Below are 20,080 nucleotides of genomic sequence, written 5' to 3' on the forward strand. Positions count from 1 at the left end.
GTTCGATCCCCAAAAAGTTAAGGGCGATGCGAGAGCGAGTGAAGCGCTACATTCTGCCAGAGCGAAAAAAACGGCCCAAATCAAGGACCGTTCGTATGAATAAGACTCGCTATCCAGTTCGTTCCAAACACGTTAAGTGATAGGAGTTACCGTATAACGGTGGTTTTTTGCATTTATGAATTGATTAGTGAAGGATACGAGCGCGAATAGTACCTTCGATGCTTTTTAGCTTTTTCAGTGCTTCTTCAGAGCGTTCCGTCTCTACATCAATAACCACATAACCGAAGTCTGCTGCTGTCTGTAGGTATTGACCTGCGATGTTAATCCCCTCTTCAGCGAAGATGGTGTTAATTTGAGTCAGAATACCTGGACGGTTTTCGTGAATGTGCAGCAGTCGTGAACAATCGCGATGCTCTGGTAGAGAAACTTCAGGGAAGTTAACGCTTGATAGCGTTGAACCATTGTCTGAGTACTTAGCCAACTTTCCTGCTACTTCTACGCCAATGTTTTCTTGAGCTTCTTGAGTTGAGCCGCCTACGTGAGGAGTTAGGATCACGTTATCGAATTTTTGCAGTGGAGACTCAAATGGATCTGCGTTGGTTTTTGGCTCGGTCGGGAATACGTCAATTGCCGCACCAGCAAGGTGACCTGCTTCCAGACTATGGCAGAGTGCTTCGATATCAACCACGGTACCACGAGCAGCGTTGATAAAGATTGAACCTGGCTTCATGCGAGCGAACTCTTCGGCACCCATCATGTTCTTTGTATCAGCGGTTTCAGGAACGTGAAGTGAGATGACATCACATTTATTCAGAAGCTCACTCATAGTGTGGACTTGAGTCGCGTTACCTAGTGAAAGCTTGTTCTCAATATCGTAGAAGTAGACACGCATACCCAGGTTTTCAGCAATAATACCTAACTGTGTACCAATGTGACCATAACCGATAATACCTAAACGTTTACCGCGTGCTTCGTATGAATTGTCAGCACTCTTCTTCCAAATACCACGGTGAGCTAGCGCGTTCTTTTCTGGAATACCGCGTAGTAGCAATAAGATCTGACCTAGTACCAATTCCGCAACACTACGTGTATTTGAGAAAGGTGCGTTAAATACTGGAATACCGCGAGATGCGGCTGCTTTAAGATCAACTTGGTTGGTACCAATACAGAAACAGCCAATGGCGACTAACTTTTCGGCAGCGTTGATCACTTCTTCTGTCAAATTAGTGCGCGAACGGATACCAATAAAATGGACATCCTTAACGGCTTCTAGAAGCTCATCTTCTGGAAGTGAACCTTTGTGATACTCAATGTTGGTGTAGCCGGCAGCCTGAAGAACTTCTACTGTTGATGGATGTAGACCTTCAAGCAAGAGAATTTTTATTTTGTCTTTTTCCAGTGAAACTTTGGCCATTGTCTTCTTCCTTAAAGTGGGGAAATTGGGCTTAAGTGGCGCACATTAGACTAAAGCAGATAAAGCAAACGTTTTTATCAGCGTTATGTAGTACGCAAACGTTTTCCTTGTGCGTCTTCTGACCATTAACTTAACAAAAAAAATACAGTTTGGGTAAGAAAATTACGGAATAAGGCAGAATATTTATTGATTAAAATGAAAAAAACGGCGCCAAATGGCGCCGCTTGTAATGAAATAACCAAAATTGATGGGTTACTCTTCGATTTTTGCCCCTTCCGGCGTGCCAGTGATGACAACATCAGCACCACGGTGTGCGAATAGACCAACAGTGACGACACCAGCAATAGAGTTGATTTTATCTTCTAGATCTTTTGGATCAGTAATCTTCATGCCATGCACATCAAGAATAACGTTGCCATTGTCAGTGACTACACCTTCACGGTAAGCAGGATCACCACCTAATTTAACCAACTGGCGAGCGACGTAAGAGCGTGCCATTGGGATAACTTCTACTGGTAGTGGGAATTGGCCAAGTACGTCGACTGCTTTAGTATTGTCAACGATACAGACGAACTTCTCAGAAATAGCAGCAACAATTTTCTCACGAGTCAGTGCTGCGCCACCGCCTTTGATCATGTCACGAGATGCGTTGATCTCATCAGCACCATCAACATAGATGTCTAGCATCGCAACATCGTTGCAGTCGAAGACTTCAATGCCGAGACCTTTTAGCTTTTCAGTTGATGCTTCAGAGCTTGAAACAGCACCTTTGATGTCATCTTTCATTGTTGCAAGTGCATCGATGAAGTGATTCACAGTAGAGCCTGTACCAACACCAACAATGCTGCCTTTTTCAACATACTTAAGTGCTGCCCAACCAGCTTCTTTCTTCATTTCATCTTGAGTCATGCTCATCTCCTAGAGGCGGTAGTAAAATCGTTTGCGGCGGCGATTATAGCTGCAAATTGGTTTTATTCCCAATCCCAGATCTGGCTTGGCGTCACTATTTTAGGTAGAGGTACATCCCAAGACTCAATAGGCAGTGAGTCGACTTGTTGGCAGTCATGGGCTAATCCAATCGGTTTAGGCCCGAGGCGTGTGTTGAACCAAGGCTCTAGCGTTCGATCGTAGTAGCCCCCTCCCATTCCTAGGCGATGTCCAGTCGAGTCAAAAGCGACTAAAGGGGTGCAGATGAGATCAAGCTGAGCGACAGGAATAATCTGAGTCTGGTTTAATTTGGGTTCTGCAATTGCATAGCGGTTTAGCACCATAGGTGTCGTGCTTGAGTATCGAAGAAACAGTAGATGACCGTGGGAGAAGGGATGAATTACAGGCAAGTAGACATCCTTTCCCTGATGCCATAGCCATTCAATGAGTGGTTTAGTATCGATCTCGCCATCTGCGGTGATGTACAAAGCGATGTGTTGTGCTGAGGCGCTCTCAGGCAATTGCTTGAATTGTGTCACTAAGTCTAATCCTGCCAGATATTGCGTGTCGCTACTGAGCGCATTGCGTTTCTGTCGAATGACTTTGCGTAAGTCTTGGCGTGAAAGAGTCATGACATTACCCATGGTTGCTGGGTATCGAGATAGGGATACCCCAGAGTGCCGTTGGAGATATGGACCCTTGAACCAGCTGGTTCAAGGCGGATCAGCAGAGATAACCGTAGGCTTCTCGGTACAAGCCGAGCTTGCTCAATAGCTATCAAGTACTAACCCTTGGGTATTGCTTATCGGCTCAGGGACTTAATCCCCTCACGAACACTCCAGGGTAAATTCTTGATGGTGTAAAGGTTACTGCTGTCCTGGCTTAACTTTACTAATTGCATCATCCAAAGACGCAGAGAGCAGTTCCATACGCTCAACCATTGCATCTTGTTCCTGCTTTGAATCGTTGTCGCGGACTTCGAGTTCGTGACAAAAGTTTAAGGCAACAAAGGTCAGCAGCTGTACTTCGTTGGTCATCTTGGTTTTAGCCGCTAACTCTTTAAGGCGATCATCTAAACGTGCTGCTGCATTGATCAAAGACTCTTCTTGTCCTGCTGGACAGTTAACACGAGTTAGTTTGCCTAAGATTTCGACTTCTACCGCTTGATTACTCATACCGACTCTATATCTGTTGTCTAAGGTGATAAAGCAGATAATCACCGAGGGAGAAACTATAGAAAAAGCCTTATTAAGATTCAAGCTTTTCAGTTAGACCTAACCAAAATCAGTGTGTAACAACACAGTAATTGGGCAATTTGTGTAAAAGCTCCCCACAATTGCGCAATCACGCGTTTTCGCCTGCTTTGGTAAGTGATACGATTGAGGATATTTACTTTATTTTAGGTCATAGCAATGAGCGACACCAAATTACCTGATTATCTGACATTTGCCAGTGAGTTACAGTCGGCAGGCTTAGCGGTTAACCCAGCAGAACTTCACGGCTTGCTCACTGGAATGCTTTGTGGCGGTTTGAGCCTAATAGATAAAAGTTGGCAGCCACTTGTTTATGACTATGTGAGTGAAGGTATGGGGTGGCCTACAAAATCTTTGCAGTTAGCCGAAGGCACTTTAGATGCAACTATTCAGGAGCTAACAGGTTCTGGAATGGATCTTGAGCTACTCCTTCCCGATGATGAAGCGAGTGCAACACTGTTTGACGTCGCAGATGGTTTGGCCGAATGGGTTAACCACTTTATTTCTGGTCTTGGTTTAATCAATGCTGCGCTCAATAAGGCATCAAGTGACGTTAAAGAGGCATTGGCTGATTTAGAAGAAATAGCCAAACTGGGTATTGACGAAGAGGATGATCTCGAAGAACAAGCTCAGTTATTAGAGCACGTGATCGAACATGTTAAGGCATGTGTGTTGACCATTCATGCAGAATTTGGCCAAAAACCGGTCGAGAAACAGGCTCCAACGATTCATTAATAGGTAACGCGATGAAGCAGTTTGATGTGGTGATTGCTGGTGGTGCTATGGCAGGAATGACCTTAGCATTAGCGATAAATAAGCTTTCCAAACAACCTTTGTCTATTGCGGTGATAGAACCTTTTCCTGTTGACGATCAGGCTCATCCTGGCTTTGATTCACGTTCGATTGCACTTTCCTATGGTAGCGCGGCGATCCTGAGGAAGTTTGGTTTATGGGAAGAAATTGCAAAAATTGCCACGCCAATTGAACACATTCATGTCTCCGACCGAACCCATGCAGGTCTGACCGATATCGCAACTCAGGAAGTGGGTCTAGAAGCCTTGGGGTATGTTGTCGAATTGGCTGATGTTGGTCGTATTTACAATAGTCAGGCTCAGTTAGACGGCAATATTGAACTGATCCAAGCTTCTGTAAGTCAAGTTACTCGTCATGAGAAAAAAGTGCAGATAAGGCTCACCAATGAAACGGTGGTTGAAGGTAAATTGTTGGTTGCGGCAGATGGCGCGATGTCTACCTGTTGCCAGCAGTTGGGGCATGAACTGACTGAGCATAACTTCGATCAAGTTGCTGTGATAGCGAATGTTACCACAGAGCTTGCTCATAAGGGGCAAGCATTTGAGCGTTTCACCGAGTCCGGACCTGTTGCCCTGTTACCTATGTCGGAAGGGCGTATGTCCTTAGTTTGGTGTTTGCGTCCAGAACATGCGACAGAAGTCATGGACTATGATGACAAACAGTTCTTGTCAGAGCTTCAAACGGCATTTGGTTGGCGGTTAGGTAAGTTAAAAAAAGTCGGACAGCGAGCGAGCTACCCGTTACTACTTAGATACCGAAAAGAAAATGTTTCGCACCGCTTTGCTGTTGTCGGGAATGCGGCACAAACGCTTCACCCTATCGCTGGACAGGGATTTAACTTAGGTATCAGAGACGTCGCTACCTTGGCTGAAAGTATTGCAAATTCGACACATGATGTGGGTTGTTATCAGGTTTTAAAACGCTTTAAGCAGTCTCGATGTGATGATCGTGATGCGACAATTGAGATGACCTCTGCGTTAGTACATCTGTTTTCAAATGATTACTTAGCGACGCGGATCGGGCGAAATGTGGGTCTGTTTGCGATGGATAATTTGCCGATACTCAAAACACCACTATTGAGAAGAACATTAGGTTTGGTGTCTCGTTAGAGATATCAGCAAGGACACAAAGATATGATGCAAAGTGTAGATATCGCCATTGTTGGTGGTGGAATGGTTGGCTTAGCGCTCGCCGCTGCGTTCAAAGATACAGAACTACGTATCGCGGTGATCGAAAGTCGTGAACCAGAAAGTGAGCTTGGTGAGCTTCCTGATGTGCGTGTTTCAGCATTAAGTCGTTCTAGTGAGACAATTTTGCGAAACCTAGGGGCATGGCAAGGAATCGTTCAGCGTCGAGCGGCCCCTTATCGTGCAATGGAAGTCTGGGAACAAGACAGTTTTGCTCGAATTGAGTTCGAAGCACAGCAGCTAGCGCAACCGGACCTCGGTCATATTGTTGAGAACCGAGTTATTCAACTTGCGTTACTTGATCAAGTTAAGCAGCAAAGTAATGTCACTCTATTTATGCCGGCGAAATGTGCTTCGATGGCGATTGGAGAGAGTGAAGCATGGATCAACTTAGATAGCGGGCAATCATTGACGGCCAAGCTAGTTGTTGGTGCTGATGGCGCCAACTCTTGGGTACGCAAGCAGCAAGATATTCCTTTGACACATTGGGATTACGGTCACAGCGCGATTGTTGCTAACGTTCGTACTCAAGAATCTCACCAAGGTGTTGCGCGTCAAACCTTTACACCTCAAGGTCCAGTGGCTTTTCTTCCTTTAGGTGAAGATAATTTGAGTTCTATTGTGTGGTCGACGGAACCGAATCGTGCTGAACGTTTACTTGGTATGTCAGCCAATGAGTTTAGTAAAGTGCTTACTGCTGAGTTTGATAATAGACTTGGCTTGTGTGAAGTGCTTGGTGAGCGATTCGCCTTCCCATTAAAAATGCGCTATGCACGCGACTTTGTGACAGAGCGAGTTGCATTAATTGGAGATGCGGCACATACCATTCACCCACTCGCAGGGCAGGGGGTAAACTTAGGTTTGCTTGATGCGGCGAGTCTTGCCCAACACGTACTAGAAATGTGGCAGCAAGGTGAAGACTTTGGGACTAAACGAAATCTACGGGGTTATGAACGTTGGCGTAAAGCTGAGGCCGCTAAGATGATTGCGGCAATGCAAGGATTTAAAGATCTCTTCGAAGGCAATAATCCAGCGAAAAAACTGCTCCGCGGTATAGGTATGAAGCTAGCAGGCCAACTTCCTGGTGCAAAAGATGAGATTATGAAGCGCGCATTGGGTTTGAAAGGTGATTTGCCGAAACTGGCACAGAACAGAGGAATAAAATCTCAAACCCACTAAAGTGGAAAGGGTTGGCATTGCCAACCCTTTTTAAATTCTGTTATGCGTATGCACAGCGGAGTTTCATGATTTCTTTATTGATCTCTTTTACCGCTTGAAAATGCCTGCGCTCTGCCTTTTCTGGCAGAATAAGCTTACCGTTATCAAACTCAAATTTACCTACTCCGTAGATATAAATCCTTCCTTTAAATAGTCGACTAATGTGTTTAGCAATCATACCTGGTGTATAGCGCTTAAACAGTCTCATATATTTGTCCTTATGTTTAGCAAGCACCGCAATTATACTGAGTTCCCACCGTTAATTGTGTGATTGTCATGGGGGAATATGCAGTCAAAACTGTGTTATTTGGATATTTGTGTTGCTGTAGGCAAATTCGCGGATAAATATCCAAATTATTGTGATAATTACCTCATTTATGTTCTGAGTTAGGAACTTATAGAAGCTCTTAATCGTGAAGTATTAAGCCTCAACTATGTGACAGTTTTAAGAATAGTTTAACTTTTTAATTGGGTGTTAATTTGGTGTTAAATTTGCAAAAAAAAGCCCGCTTCAAGGCGGGCGAATAGTCACAGATGCATTACACAAAAAGTGGATGTCCTGAAACAATCAGTGGATTCACTTTTTTTTGTTGGAGAAGGAGTGCACTCGCATTCCAAGTTATATACAGACTCTTCAGCGAGTGTCGAACGGGGCACATGACCTTTGTTCGAACTTTAACCAACAAAAACAGAATACTTCAAAAAACACACCTTGACTACTTATGCTTTTAAATTGAATAAAAACTTAACAACCAATACTTGGGTGTGAGACGCTAATCACCAATTAATGAAATCGATTGCAAAAAAATATCTGAATGTTATCCAACTTGGGTAGGTTTCGTTTCAGTCGCGGCAGATATTGGCGACTCTAGGTTGGCAAAGGCGAATCAAATCATCACATTGGAGGGCAATACCCGCCATATTGGAGCCACTGCTGATGGTGACTTCAGGTTCACTCAGAAGTTGTTGATCGAAGATCACGGCCATTGGCGTTTTTAAAAGAAGGGGAACGACGGTACCAATCTGGTAGCCCGTTAAACTCGCTACCTGCTCCATAGATACGCAGGTCATACGTCGCCACTCTAGTAAAGCCCTGACTTTCTTGGGATCGATAGATTGATCTCCGGGTGCACAAGCGATGGCGTAACGATTGCTCATATCTCTCAGTACAATCGACTTCACCATCTGACTTGGGCGAATACCTCTTTGCATCGCCGCATCTTCAATTGTGACGGCTGGACGTTGATGAGGCAGCAGGCGAAAATTGACCTGCTGCGATTCAAGGTATTGGGTAATATGAGTAGAAAACGGACTAGTCATTGTCTTCAAGTGAGTAAGGAAGGGACGCGAAAGTCCACTGACTTTGAGCCTGGTCTTTAAGGCGTAGCTGAGTGTCCTCTTCCAAGTTGTTTGGTAATACAACAAGAGCCAAGGCATGGTTATCACTATAGCGATAGTGTGCGAGCAGTTGACCCGCGCTACGCCAGTTTTCTCCAACAGCGCGCTCTAGTTCTGCGTTAGCAGCAATCTCCTGCTGTGCTTCCCCTTTAATAATGAATAGCGCACGTTTGTTAATCCCGCGATATTTAGCTCGTGCTACCGTTTCCTGTCCGGTGTAACAGCCTTTAGTGAAGCTAATACCCGCTAAAGCTTGAACATTGAGTGCTTGTGGTATGTGCTCATTTTGCTGTTCAGCTGTTAAGATCGGCAAACCCGCTTGGATATCGAGGAGTGTCCAAAGTGTCTCATCAACCTTGTCAGCTTGGCTTGAAGCCACAATGTGCTGTGCCGCCTCTTGTGTTATTAGCAGCAACCAGCGCTGGTGGTCTATTTTAACGGCTGTTCCGCCATCTATTGGGCGCACATCTCCAGATAGAGTAGAGAGTCTATCAACCAGTTCGGTTGCCTTTTCACCCATCACACCCAGAGCGATCTCGTCGGCTTGCTTGATTTCTACCTTTGAAAAAACGGCATACTTTTTAATTTCAGCCAGCTCTTTTTCGATCACTGCTGACGGTTGAAACATGGCATAACCATCATTGTGATGGAAGAGTCGGAATACACTCCAGACTTTACCTTTGGCATCGCAGTGGGCGCCAAATGTGGATAAATGTGGTTCTAGCTTAACCACATCGCAGGTAACTTGGCCTTGTAAGTAAGACTTCTTATCTTCACCAACCATGGTGATTGCAGCCCATGAGTTGAGAGGGGCAATCGCCAGTTGGGGAAGAACATCATTTGACGCGAGTTGTAAGGGTGCAAAGTCGTTGTGCCAATCCATGATAGTTACCTAATAAGTAGTTGATGGCCGTATGTTATCGCCTATTCCTAGTGATAAACAACCTTTCGAATTGTGTGCCATTCATAATCTAGATAGTGAACGAAAATAGTGACCTTAGTCGGGAGTGTGACTGACGTACTAGTTGTAAGCTTATTTGCTTGTTACACTCGGCGCAAACAACCGATAAGGTGAGGAAGTAGAATGTATACCGCAGAACAAAAAGCGCGTATTAAATGGGCGTGTCGCCGTGGAATGTTAGAACTCGACGTAGTGATCATGCCATTTTTTGAAGAATGCTTTGATGGCCTACAAGAAAATGAACAACGTGACTTTGTCTCACTGCTGGAGTGTGATGATCCAGATTTGTTTACCTGGATTATGGGACATGGTCGAAGCGAGAACTTAGGCCATGCAGCAATGGTAGATAAGATTGTCGCGCATAACCTCAGCAAAGTGCGTTAATCTCACTTTAACCCCATCAGCTATTGCGCTAAAGGCCAATACCTTGCTACTGGTTTTGGCCTTCTCAATAATTACCCTCTCTACATTACCGTTAGCCCCAACCTTTTTGCTTTTGTTTGTGCTTTTTAAACACGTCAAGGCAGAACCGTTACTTATTAAGTCATTGCGAGATGAAGTGAGTTTTTTTTCTGCAACGCAATATCAATCAACTCGTGGTCGGCATAAGATCAAAAAAGTGATGTTCACGTTTCTACCGATCGGCTTGGTGATCATTCATCGCAATGAGGAAAGAGTGATGCTGTGGCGAGATAGTGTCACAGAAGCAAAATATCGTGAGTTAGTGGTGATGTTAAAAAGGGAGCCATAGGCTCCCTCAAGTGAGATTATTTTAGCTTCTCTGGTACTAAAATTGTTGGACCACTGTCTTCGGCAAGTTCAGGGTAGTCTAGAGTGTAGTGTAGGCCGCGGCTCTCTTTGCGTTCCATTGCACAACGTACCATAAGCTCAGCAACCTGTAGTAGATTACGCAGTTCAAGTAAGTTGTTAGATACTCTGAAGTTACTGTAGTACTCGTGTGTTTCCTGCTGAAGTAGCTGGATTCGGCGCAATGCACGCTCCAAACGCTTATCGGTTCTAACGATCCCCATGTAGTCCCACATAAAGAGACGTAACTCATGCCAGTTATGCTGAATGACGACCTCTTCATCTGAGCAGCTAACCTGACTTTCATCCCAAGCAGGAAGACTTGGTGGCAACGTTGCTTGATCGAGATTTGTGATGATGTCATTGGCAGCAGCCCACGCGTAGACCACACACTCAAGCAAAGAATTTGATGCCATGCGGTTTGCACCGTGTAGACCGGTATAGCTGACTTCACCGATTGCATAGAGTTGAGAGAGATCCGTTTGGCCTGTCTGCTCAACCATAACGCCACCACAGGTGTAGTGTGCCGCAGGAACCACTGGGATTGGTTCTTTGGTCATATCTATGCCAAGCTCGAGCAGGCGCGTATTGATGGTTGGGAAGTGTTTCTCAATAAAATCTGCTGGCTTATGACTAATGTCTAGGTACATACAGTCTGCACCCAGTCGTTTCATTTCAAAGTCGATAGCACGAGCGACCACATCACGTGGTGCAAGCTCTTCACGTGGATCGAAATCAGGCATAAAGCGAGAGCCGTCAGGACGACGTAAATAGGCGCCTTCACCGCGCAAAGCTTCTGTGAGCAAGAAGTTTCGAGCTTCTGGATGATATAAACAGGTTGGATGGAATTGATTGAACTCTAGGTTTGCCACTCGACAGCCTGCGCGCCAAGCCATCGCGATACCATCACCGGATGAAACGTCAGGGTTAGATGTGTATTGGTATACTTTTGATGCTCCACCTGTCGCAAGAACGACGAACTTTGAACGTACAGTTTCGACGTGCTCCTGATTACGGTTCCAGATGTATGCACCGACAACCTTTTTGCTGTCTCCACCGACTTTGTCTTCGGTAATTAAGTCTAGGGCGTTATGACGCTCTAAAACCGTAATGTTTGGGTGATTATGAACATTGTCTTGCAGAGAGGTTTGCATTGCCATGCCTGTAGCATCGGCGGCATGTAAAATGCGACGATGGCTGTGGCCACCCTCTCTGGTTAAGTGGTAACGAGGGGCCTCATCACTATCGTTTTCTTCACGATCAAATGGAACGCCACCATCGATTAGCCATTGCACACACTCTTTGGCGTTTCGGGCAATAAACTCAACCGTCTCTTTTTCGCAAATGCCTGCACCTGCGATTAGGGTGTCTTGAACGTGCGATTCAATGCTGTCTGACTCATCGAAAACTGCGGCGATACCACCTTGCGCGTAATAGGTCGCTCCTTCGCTACGAGCTCCTTTACTCAGCACGATGACTTTGCCGTATTCAGCGACACGCAACGCCAACGATAGACCTGCTGCGCCACTACCCACCACCAACACATCACACTGATGTTCACAGTTTGCGTTCATAAAACTTTATCATTCCCGAGTTAAGTTGTATCTGTGCGCCTTCCTTCCCGAAAAAACGCATAGACAACAGAGCGATCCCGCTCTTAAATCTGTCATTGAATTGCATATTTGACTCACAAAACAAAAGAGTCAATCCGCTATAGTACCACTCCAAGAATGGCTTTGCATAAATGCAATTGTTCGTAAATAGCATTGCTTTTCTTTACCTACATCCCCACAATTTGGAACATAGGTAGTTTGGTGCATCATTGCGTAAAAATAGTTTGAAGAATTTTTTGAACTTATCTTTATTAGCTAGGTCACAATAGTGCTCAAGTAAGCAGTGGTGTCAAGACTACATTTTGCATAATTAATGTCCATGTCAGAGAAGATAGGGGCGAATAACAATAGGAGTACCCGCTCGAATGAACGAGCAGCTGACCGATCAAGTATTAATTGAGCGAGTTCAGAATGGGGATAAGCAAGCATTCAACTTGTTGGTGACTAAGTACCAGAACAAAGTTTGCAATCTTATTTCTCGCTATGTGAATAATCCTGGTGATGTTCCCGATGTAGCACAAGAAGCATTTATTAAGGCGTACCGAGCGATACCAAGCTTTCGTGGTGAAAGTGCCTTCTATACTTGGTTATATCGGATTGCCGTTAATACTGCAAAAAACCACCTTGTCGCACAGGGCAGAAGACCCCCTGCACAAGATGTGGATACTGAAGATGCTGAATATTACGAAACGGGTAATGCATTAAAAGAAATTTCGAACCCTGAGAACTTAACGTTGTCCAATGAATTGAAACGTGTTGTTTTCAGTGCGATTGATGCACTGCCTGATGATTTAAAAACCGCAATGACGTTGCGCGAGCTCGATGGCTTAAGCTACGAAGAAATAGCAGCGGTTATGGATTGCCCTGTAGGAACGGTACGTTCGCGTATCTTCCGTGCTCGTGAAGCGGTTGAAAAGAAAATTCAACCCCTTTTGCAACGCTAGACCAGTAACATTAATGGTGAAAATAATGGCTGACAAAGAGAAACTTTCAGCACTCATGGATGGAGAGTTGGTTGATAAAGCTCTGATAAGTGAACTAGAGCAAGACCAAGAAAGCCTGCAATCATGGCACAATTATCATTTAATTGGTGACGTGATGCGTGGTGAGGCTCCGGAAAAACCGGAGTGGAACATTGCTGAAAGCGTAGCGCTAGCACTTGAAAGTGAACCAGCGCACTCAACAGTAACTCAGTTAGCGCAGCACCGTCGTGTTGAGTCTCAACCGACGCCGTCACAAGCTCGTCGTCAAATGCCTGCTTGGTTAAGCCAATTTGGTCAGGTCGCTATGGCTGCCTGTGTCTCGTTGGTTGTTATTCTTGGCGTGCAACAATATGGCGGCTCGGATGCTAGCGTTCCAGAAGCGGAAACTTTACCTGTTCTGCAAACCATTCCTTTCTCTGGAAGTGCTGAACCAGTGAGCTTAACCCGCTCTTCGCTTGAACAATCGAATACCAATGAATTAAATGTTCAGGAACAACGTCGTCGCATTAATGCGATGCTACAAGACTACGAATTACAGCTACGCTTGAATAGTGACAACGGCCTTGAGCACAGTGATAATCCTGAAACGGTAGTTGAATGAAAAAAATTCTGATCAGTGTGCTGACACTGCTCAGTTTGAATACAACATTGGCCTTTGCAGATGATGATTCTGCAGAGGCTTTGTTGCATCAAATGAACGAGGCAAGTCAGCATTTAAATTACGAACTGTCTTATATTTTAATTAAGAAAAATAGCATTGAACCACTGCTGTACCGACACGCTCGCGCAGAGGGTAAGCAACTTGCTCATCTACTTTACTTGAGTGGCCCAGTAAGAGAGGTTATTCGACGTGGTGATGAAGTGAGTTACATCGAACCTGGCGTCGAACCTTTTACGATTGAATCCGGTAACTTGGTTGCACCAACCATCCCTATGCTCAATGCCAATGTTGATAAGTTGAAAGGGTTTTACGACTTTATTCCTGTCGGACGCGCGCGCGAAGCGGGTACCGCATGTCAGGTGTTACGTGTTGTGCCTAAAGATGGGCAGCGTTACTCGTATGTGCTGTGGGTAGATGAAAAAAGCAAATTACCTTTACGGGCTGATCTGGTTGATCGAGACGGTGAAGTGTTAGAGCAGTACCGAACCATCTCATTTAGTGTTAACGATCAGATTGGACAGGCGATGAGTGGACTGAATCAGGTCAAATTGCCAGAAGTTCTCTCTTTGCCTAAAGGTCAGGTGAGCAGTTCATATTGGACGGTTGGTTGGATCCCTAATGGTTTCGAGCCGAAAGAGCTCAATCGTTATCGAATGAACAATACCGACCGCATGGTCGAAAGCCAAATGTACAGTGATGGCTTATTTAATTTTTCTATCTATATCTCGGATAGTGATGACTTGTCGCTTAAAGGACAGCTAGTGAGACAAGGTCGCAGAACGCTGCATAGCTTTGTTCGCGGCGAGTACGAAATCTCTGTTATCGGTGATATCCCCCCTGCTACTGCCAAACGTATTGCTCTGTCAGTGACGTTTGTAAAGAGTGAGAGTACCACCCAATGATGACCGCATTGGCAACAGTTTCTGAGGTGACAGAGCTGGCATCGGGATTTGATGTCGAGCTAAGTTGCGAACAGCAGACGAGCTGCAGTAGCTGTTCATCTCAGAAGAGCTGTGGGACGGGCATTGTATCTAAAGCCGTGGGGAAAAAATCGCTCCACTGGCATCTAGTGACAGATAAGCGAGTTGAGAAAGGGCAAGTGGTGGAAATCGGTTTGCCTGAAAAAAGCGTATTGCAGTCCGCAGCGCTGGTTTATCTCTTGCCACTGTTTGCGATGATCATTGGCGCGTTGGTCGCTCAATGGTGGATTGTCCCTGCGTTTTCTCTCGGAGAGGGGGTAGTCATCCTCACTTCGGCTCTTGCAACGGTTGGAGGGATTTATCTAGCAAAAAGATTATCTTTCAGATTAGAGCAGCAATCTTCGCAGCAAGTCATATTATTAAGGGTATTAGGTGAGCCAATTAGCTAGTGCGAAGCGGCTAGAAATTGGGTAGAATCTGCCAACTTGATTGAAATGCCGTCACAAGACGGCTTTCTTGTCCCCATTTATAAGAGTTTAGTCACCCCAAATCATGAAGCACATTCGTAACTTTTCGATTATCGCCCACATCGACCATGGTAAGTCGACCCTATCAGACCGTTTAATCCAAGTATGTGGTGGTTTAAGCGACCGTGAAATGGCCGCACAGGTTCTGGACTCCATGGATCTAGAGCGTGAGCGTGGTATCACCATCAAATCACAGAGTGTGACGCTAAACTACACCGCTAAAGATGGTGAAACGTATCAGTTGAACTTCATCGATACTCCGGGACACGTTGACTTCGCCTACGAAGTATCCCGTTCTTTAGCCGCTTGTGAAGGTGCGCTACTGGTTGTTGATGCGGGTCAGGGTGTAGAAGCTCAAACTCTTGCTAACTGTTATACGGCGATCGAGATGGATCTTGAGGTTGTGCCAATCTTAAACAAGATCGACCTTCCTGCTGCCGATCCTGAGCGTGTTGCTGAAGAGATCGAAGAAATCGTAGGCATTGATGCGATGGAAGCGACGCGTTGTAGTGCAAAAACAGGCCTTGGTGTGGATGATGTGCTTGAAAACATTGTCTCTGCGATTCCTGCACCAGAAGGTGACCCAGATGGGCCACTTCAAGCTCTAATCATTGACTCTTGGTTTGACAACTACCTTGGTGTTGTTTCTTTGGTTCGTATTAAGAATGGCCAGTTGAAGAAAAACGAAAAAATTAAGGTAATGAGTACAGGACAAGTGTGGGGGGTTGATCGTCTAGGCATCTTCACACCGAAACAGGTTGATACAAATTCACTAAGTACGGGTGAAGTGGGCTGGGTGGTTTGTGGTATCAAAGATATTCTAGGTGCTCCTGTAGGTGATACGCTCACACTGGCTAAACATGGTTGTGATGCACCGCTACCGGGCTTTAAGAAAGTAAAACCTCAGGTTTATGCCGGTCTATTCCCTGTATCATCTGATGATTATGAAAACTTCCGTGATGCACTAGGCAAGTTAAGTCTAAATGACGCCTCTCTGTTCTATGAGCCAGAGAACTCAGCTGCTCTTGGCTTTGGTTTCCGTTGTGGCTTCCTCGGCATGCTGCACATGGAGATCATTCAAGAGCGTCTAGAGCGCGAATACGATCTAGACCTTATTACTACAGCGCCAACCGTAGTTTATGAAGTAGAGAAGACTGATGGGACGATTATATACGTAGATAGCCCTGCGAAGTTGCCTGCGGTAAATGATATCGAGGAAATTCGTGAGCCAATCGCACGTTGTAATATTCTTGTTCCAGCAGACTACCTAGGTAATGTGATCACACTATGTGTTGAAAAACGTGGTATTCAGGTTGATATGGTTTACCACGGTAACCAAGTTGCTGTGACTTACGATATCCCAATGGCGGAAGTTGTTCTTGATTTCTTTGACCGTCTGAAGTCTACATCACGTGGCTATGCGTCACTTGATTACAACTTCCAGCGTTTTGAATTGTCTAACATGGTTCGTGTAGACGTACTTCTTAACGGTGATAAGGTTGATGCTCTAGCATTGATCACACACAAAGAACAGGCGCAAACTCGCGGTCGTCAGCTTGTTGAAAAGATGAAAGAGTTTATCCCTCGTCAGATGTTCGATATTGCGATTCAAGCAGCGATCGGCAACCACATCATCGCCCGTTCAACAGTGAAGCAGCTACGTAAGAACGTTATCGCAAAATGTTACGGTGGTGACGTGAGTCGTAAGAAGAAGCTACTGAAGAAGCAGAAAGAAGGTAAGAAGCGTATGAAGCAGATTGGTAACGTAGAGTTGCCTCAAGAAGCTTTCCTAGCGATCTTACATGTAGGTAAAGACTAAGTATCCTGATACTTTCTGACCCACTGCATGTCATTGGATAATCGCTGATTTCCTTATCGCGTAATGTGTAGAGAACTCAGTGATTTATCCAGTGTCATAGATACCGAGTAAAGCATTCAATTGAGTGGAAGAGTTATGCTCTTTCACTTTCGTATTTTTGAGAGAAGGGAAGTCAATGGCGAATACATTTTCACTCATCCTAGTAATCGTTACTTTAGTAACGGGCGTTGTCTGGGTTCTGGAAAAGCTCGTTTTTGCTAAAAAGCGTCAAGAAAAACTGGCTGAAGTTGAAGCTCAAACCAATGGTTTGGATGCAGCCGTTCTAGCAAAAGTGCAGACTCAGCCTTGGTGGGTAGAGAATAGCGTCTCTATTTTTCCAGTCATTGCTGCTGTCCTTGTATTGCGCTCATTTATCTATGAACCTTTTCAAATTCCATCAGGCTCGATGATGCCAACCCTGCTGGTGGGCGATTTTATCTTGGTTGAAAAATACGCCTATGGTCTGAAAGATCCAGTATGGCGCACTCAGTTAGTCGAAACCGGCAAGCCTGAGCGTGGTGACATTGTGGTATTTAAGTACCCACCTCAGCCAAATATCGATTACATCAAGCGTGTTGTAGGTCTTCCGGGAGATACGGTTCGCTACAACAGCAAGAAAGAAATCTGCATTCAGTCTTCAGGTGAGACGAGTTGTCAGCCTGTCAAACTGTCTAATGTAGAAGAGAGCCAGTTCATTCAAAATGGCATCCCATTGATTCAATTGGATGAAAAGTTGGGTGAAGTGGGTCATCAGATTTTGGTTAACCCACTGCGTCGTGACCGAGTTGAATTGTATCAACCTCGCAACGGTGTGAATGAGTGGGTGGTTCCAGAAGGTCAGTACTTTGTGATGGGGGATAACCGTGACAACAGTGCTGATAGCCGCTACTGGGGTTTTGTCCCAGAAGCCAACCTAGTGGGTAAAGCTGTTGCTATTTGGATTAGCTTCGAATTCGAACGCGATGCAGATAGTGTCTTACCTTCTTGGATTCCAACTGGTGTTAGGTTTAACCGCATCGGTGGTATTAACTAAATTATGAATGAGAGAGCATGAATTCTCCTATTGCAAAACTAGAGAAAAAGCTCGGCTATCAATTTAATGATGCCGAGCTAATCAGCTTAGCACTGACACATCGCAGTGCTAATGGAAAACACAATGAGCGTCTTGAGTTTCTGGGCGATTCAATTTTAAGTTTTGTCATTGCTGATGATCTTTACCATCGTTTCCCAAAAGTGAATGAAGGGGACATGAGCCGCATGCGTGCCACCTTAGTGCGTGGCAATACACTCGCGGAGCTAGGTCGTGAATTCGAACTAGGAGATCACTTAAAATTAGGTCCAGGTGAATTAAAGAGCGGCGGCTTTCGTCGTGATTCAATCCTTGCTGACGCTGTAGAAGCGATCATTGGTGGTATCTACTTAGATAGTGATATCGAAGTCGTGCGTGGCATCATATTGAGTTGGTACAAAACTCGCCTTGATGCGATTAAGCCAGGGGTTTCACAAAAAGATCCTAAAACTCGTCTACAAGAGTTTCTTCAGGGTCGAAGAAAACCTCTACCTGCTTACACAGTGACTAATATTAAAGGTGAAGCACATAACCAAGAGTTTACGGTTTCGTGTGATGTAGCAGGTATTGGACAACCTGTTATTGGTAAAGGCACCAGCCGCCGCAAGGCAGAACAAGCGGCTGCTGAATTAGCACTAGAGCAACTGACCAATGACTGATTCAACAGACAACAACGAATTTGATATCGATGCGTTTTTCTCATCGAGCAATGAACAGACAAGTTCGCCAGACAATCAACACTGTGGCTTTGTGGCGATTGTAGGTCGTCCAAACGTGGGTAAATCAACACTTCTTAACCGTATCCTAGGTCAGAAGATTTCGATTACTTCACGTAAACCTCAGACGACTCGTCACCGTATTATGGGCGTTGATACCGAAGGCGACTACCAAGCTATTTATGTCGATACTCCGGGTCTGCATATTGAAGAGAAGCGTGCGATTAACCGTTTGATGAACCGTGCAGCTAACTCTTCACTCAGTGATGTTAACCTAGTCTTTTTCTTGGTTGATGGCACGCACTGGACCAGTGACGATGAAATGGTGTTGACCAAACTGCAAAAGTCTAACTTCCCAGTGGTACTGTGTGTCAACAAAGTTGACAATGTACAAGACCGCAATGACGTAATGCTGCATATGATGGAAATGTCTAAGCGCATGGACTTTGTTGATGTGGTGCCTATCTCGGCGAAGCATGGCAAAAACATTGATGTGTTGCGTAAACATGTTCGTGAGCACTTGCCGAAGGCGACACACCACTTTCCTGAAGAGTATGTCACTGACCGTTCTCAACGCTTTATGGCGTCAGAGATTGTTCGCGAAAAGTTGATGCGTTTTACGGGTGAAGAGCTTCCTTACTCTGTTACCGTTGAAATTGAACGCTTTGACTACAACCCAGAAACAGACGGATTCCACATTAACGCTTTGATTTTGGTTGAACGCAGCGGCCAGAAGAAAATGGTAATTGGTAAAGGCGGCGAAAAGATCAAAACGATCGGCCGTGAAGCGCGTCTGGATATGGAAGAGTTATTTGGTCGCAAGGTTTACCTTGAAACTTGGGTTAAGGTGAAATCTGGCTGGGCGGATGATGAGCGCGCTCTTCGTTCACTCGGCTACATCGATGACCTTTAACGAGTGCGAGGCTTGAGCTTCGCTCCGTAGAATACGAAATAAGGAGCCACTGGCTCCTTCTTTTTTATGTAACACTAATCTGGCAGATTCTATGTCTTCTGATGGCTTACAGCGTTGCTTTGTTTTACACCGTCGCCCTTACAGCGAATCAAGTTTAATCCTTGATGTCTTTAGTGAGGAATATGGCCGTATTACCTTGATGTCTAAAGGTGCACGTAGTAAACGTTCTAACCTGAAAGGGGCTTTGCAGCCATTTACGCCTTTATTGCTCAAGTGGTCAGGCAATGGTTCGATGAAAACGTTACGTCAGGCTGAGCCAATTAGTCTCGGATTACCACTGTCGGGGAGCTCCCTTTATTCGGCTATGTATGTCAATGAGCTTGTCGGTCGAATTTTGATGGCGGAAGTTCCAATGCCTGCGCTGTTTCACGATTATTTACATGCCCTGACGGAATTGGCGCAGTGTGAAAATCCAGAGCCGGCCCTGAGACGATTTGAACTCGCTATGTTGTCAGCAATGGGCTATGGCGTCGATTTTATGCACTGCGCGGGTACGGGTGAACCCGTTGAACCGGCAATGACTTACCGTTACCGAGAGCAGAAAGGTTTCATCGCTTCGGTACGCAAAGATAACCTAACGTTTTACGGCAGTGAGCTTATCGCGATTAGTGAGCGTAGATTCACCACAAAAGAACAACTTAAAGCGGCAAAACGCTTTACACGCATAGCCTTAAAGCCGTATCTTGGCGGCAAACCATTAAAAAGCCGGGAACTGTTTTTATCCAGAGCAAAGGTTCCCTATACCAAGAACATTAATTGATAGACGATTGATGGGCTGGGTA

The 20,080-nt window shown here is 45.2% G+C and carries 22 protein-coding genes, 1 other RNA gene and 1 pseudogene; 15 read left to right on the plus strand and 9 right to left on the minus strand.

Annotated features, from left to right (window positions below):
* Window positions 1–140, plus strand: a pseudogene (locus QTN95_RS02050) (IS4 family transposase); the annotation flags it as partial.
* 44 nt (window positions 141–184) lie between these two features.
* On the opposite strand, the gene serA reads toward QTN95_RS02050, so the two are convergent.
* The 5 genes from serA to QTN95_RS02075 form a co-directional block, all read right to left on the minus strand.
* The gene (gene serA, locus QTN95_RS02055; protein WP_138971866.1) at window positions 185–1,414 is read right to left on the minus strand and encodes a phosphoglycerate dehydrogenase; all 1,230 of its coding nucleotides are present in this window, start codon (window positions 1,412–1,414) and stop codon (window positions 185–187) included.
* Window positions 1,415–1,666: 252 nt separating this feature from the next.
* Window positions 1,667–2,323, minus strand: coding sequence for a ribose-5-phosphate isomerase RpiA (rpiA, locus tag QTN95_RS02060; protein ID WP_331416157.1), 657 nt, complete (start codon window positions 2,321–2,323; stop codon window positions 1,667–1,669).
* A gap of 62 nt (window positions 2,324–2,385) precedes the next feature.
* The gene (locus QTN95_RS02065; protein WP_331416158.1) at window positions 2,386–2,973 is read right to left on the minus strand and encodes a 5-formyltetrahydrofolate cyclo-ligase; all 588 of its coding nucleotides are present in this window, start codon (window positions 2,971–2,973) and stop codon (window positions 2,386–2,388) included.
* 33 nt (window positions 2,974–3,006) lie between these two features.
* Window positions 3,007–3,189, minus strand: a non-coding RNA gene (gene ssrS / locus QTN95_RS02070) — 6S RNA.
* 18 nt (window positions 3,190–3,207) lie between these two features.
* Window positions 3,208–3,516, minus strand: a complete 309-nt coding sequence (locus QTN95_RS02075) for a cell division protein ZapA (RefSeq protein WP_138971863.1) — start codon at window positions 3,514–3,516, stop codon at window positions 3,208–3,210.
* Window positions 3,517–3,753: 237 nt separating this feature from the next.
* Between QTN95_RS02075 and QTN95_RS02080 the strand changes: the two genes are divergently transcribed.
* From QTN95_RS02080 to QTN95_RS02090, 3 genes are read left to right on the plus strand one after another with little or no spacing between them, the layout of a single operon-like run.
* Complete coding sequence (locus QTN95_RS02080) at window positions 3,754–4,329, plus strand: YecA/YgfB family protein (RefSeq protein WP_138971862.1); 576 nt, start codon at window positions 3,754–3,756, stop codon at window positions 4,327–4,329.
* 11 nt (window positions 4,330–4,340) lie between these two features.
* Window positions 4,341–5,516 carry a 2-octaprenyl-6-methoxyphenyl hydroxylase gene (gene ubiH, locus QTN95_RS02085; protein WP_331416159.1) on the plus strand — a complete coding sequence of 392 codons (1,176 nt, stop codon included), beginning with the start codon at window positions 4,341–4,343 and terminating at the stop codon, window positions 5,514–5,516.
* 24 nt (window positions 5,517–5,540) lie between these two features.
* Window positions 5,541–6,773 carry an FAD-dependent 2-octaprenylphenol hydroxylase gene (locus QTN95_RS02090; RefSeq protein ID WP_331416160.1) on the plus strand — a complete coding sequence of 411 codons (1,233 nt, stop codon included), beginning with the start codon at window positions 5,541–5,543 and terminating at the stop codon, window positions 6,771–6,773.
* Window positions 6,774–6,813: 40 nt separating this feature from the next.
* Here the strand turns inward: QTN95_RS02090 and QTN95_RS02095 are convergent, their stop codons facing one another.
* The 3 genes from QTN95_RS02095 to ygfZ form a co-directional block, all read right to left on the minus strand.
* Window positions 6,814–7,020 carry a DUF1107 domain-containing protein gene (locus tag QTN95_RS02095; protein WP_138971859.1) on the minus strand — a complete coding sequence of 69 codons (207 nt, stop codon included), beginning with the start codon at window positions 7,018–7,020 and terminating at the stop codon, window positions 6,814–6,816.
* 635 nt (window positions 7,021–7,655) lie between these two features.
* Window positions 7,656–8,132 carry an aminoacyl-tRNA deacylase gene (locus tag QTN95_RS02100; RefSeq protein WP_138971858.1) on the minus strand — a complete coding sequence of 159 codons (477 nt, stop codon included), beginning with the start codon at window positions 8,130–8,132 and terminating at the stop codon, window positions 7,656–7,658.
* Entirely contained in the window at window positions 8,125–9,093 is a 969-nt protein-coding gene (ygfZ, locus tag QTN95_RS02105) for a tRNA-modifying protein YgfZ (protein ID WP_331416161.1), read from the minus strand. Before ygfZ ends, QTN95_RS02100 begins: the two co-directional genes overlap by 8 nt.
* 201 nt (window positions 9,094–9,294) lie before the next feature.
* On the opposite strand from ygfZ, the gene QTN95_RS02110 reads away from it, so the two are divergent.
* Window positions 9,295–9,555 (plus strand): FAD assembly factor SdhE, encoded by a 261-nt coding sequence (locus tag QTN95_RS02110; RefSeq protein WP_269376511.1) that lies wholly within the window; start codon window positions 9,295–9,297, stop codon window positions 9,553–9,555.
* A 55-nt stretch (window positions 9,556–9,610) separates the two neighbouring features.
* On the plus strand, window positions 9,611–9,922 hold the full coding sequence (locus QTN95_RS02115; protein ID WP_331416244.1) for a hypothetical protein: 312 nt from the start codon (window positions 9,611–9,613) through the stop codon (window positions 9,920–9,922).
* Between the two features lie 16 nt (window positions 9,923–9,938).
* On the opposite strand, the gene nadB is transcribed toward QTN95_RS02115, so the two are convergent.
* Complete coding sequence (gene nadB / locus QTN95_RS02120; protein ID WP_331416162.1) at window positions 9,939–11,552, minus strand: L-aspartate oxidase; 1,614 nt, start codon at window positions 11,550–11,552, stop codon at window positions 9,939–9,941.
* A gap of 404 nt (window positions 11,553–11,956) precedes the next feature.
* On the opposite strand from nadB, the gene rpoE reads away from it, so the two are divergent.
* The 9 genes from rpoE (at window position 11,957) to recO (ending at window position 20,058) form a co-directional block, all read left to right on the plus strand.
* Window positions 11,957–12,535 (plus strand): RNA polymerase sigma factor RpoE, encoded by a 579-nt coding sequence (gene rpoE / locus QTN95_RS02125; RefSeq protein ID WP_331416163.1) that lies wholly within the window; start codon window positions 11,957–11,959, stop codon window positions 12,533–12,535.
* Between the two features lie 25 nt (window positions 12,536–12,560).
* Complete coding sequence (locus QTN95_RS02130) at window positions 12,561–13,175, plus strand: RseA family anti-sigma factor (protein ID WP_331416164.1); 615 nt, start codon at window positions 12,561–12,563, stop codon at window positions 13,173–13,175.
* Complete coding sequence (gene rseB, locus QTN95_RS02135; RefSeq protein WP_138971851.1) at window positions 13,172–14,137, plus strand: sigma-E factor regulatory protein RseB; 966 nt, start codon at window positions 13,172–13,174, stop codon at window positions 14,135–14,137. The genes QTN95_RS02130 and rseB overlap by 4 nt, the downstream gene beginning before the upstream one ends.
* Window positions 14,134–14,604: a SoxR reducing system RseC family protein gene (locus QTN95_RS02140; protein ID WP_331416165.1), complete on the plus strand. Its 471-nt coding sequence runs from the start codon at window positions 14,134–14,136 to the stop codon at window positions 14,602–14,604. Before rseB ends, QTN95_RS02140 begins: the two co-directional genes overlap by 4 nt.
* 103 nt (window positions 14,605–14,707) lie before the next feature.
* Complete coding sequence (gene lepA / locus QTN95_RS02145; RefSeq protein WP_331416166.1) at window positions 14,708–16,501, plus strand: translation elongation factor 4; 1,794 nt, start codon at window positions 14,708–14,710, stop codon at window positions 16,499–16,501.
* Window positions 16,502–16,676: 175 nt separating this feature from the next.
* On the plus strand, window positions 16,677–17,573 hold the full coding sequence (gene lepB / locus QTN95_RS02150; protein ID WP_331416167.1) for a signal peptidase I: 897 nt from the start codon (window positions 16,677–16,679) through the stop codon (window positions 17,571–17,573).
* 17 nt (window positions 17,574–17,590) lie between these two features.
* On the plus strand, window positions 17,591–18,268 hold the full coding sequence (rnc, locus tag QTN95_RS02155) for a ribonuclease III (protein WP_138971847.1): 678 nt from the start codon (window positions 17,591–17,593) through the stop codon (window positions 18,266–18,268).
* Entirely contained in the window at window positions 18,261–19,238 is a 978-nt protein-coding gene (era, locus tag QTN95_RS02160; protein ID WP_138971846.1) for a GTPase Era, read from the plus strand. Before rnc ends, era begins: the two co-directional genes overlap by 8 nt.
* 91 nt (window positions 19,239–19,329) lie before the next feature.
* Window positions 19,330–20,058 carry a DNA repair protein RecO gene (gene recO / locus QTN95_RS02165; protein ID WP_331416168.1) on the plus strand — a complete coding sequence of 243 codons (729 nt, stop codon included), beginning with the start codon at window positions 19,330–19,332 and terminating at the stop codon, window positions 20,056–20,058.
* Window positions 20,059–20,080 lie beyond the last annotated feature (22 nt).

Source organism: Vibrio sp. M260112 (assembly GCF_036533775.1).
In the GTDB taxonomy this organism is placed as follows: Bacteria; Pseudomonadota; Gammaproteobacteria; order Enterobacterales; family Vibrionaceae; genus Vibrio.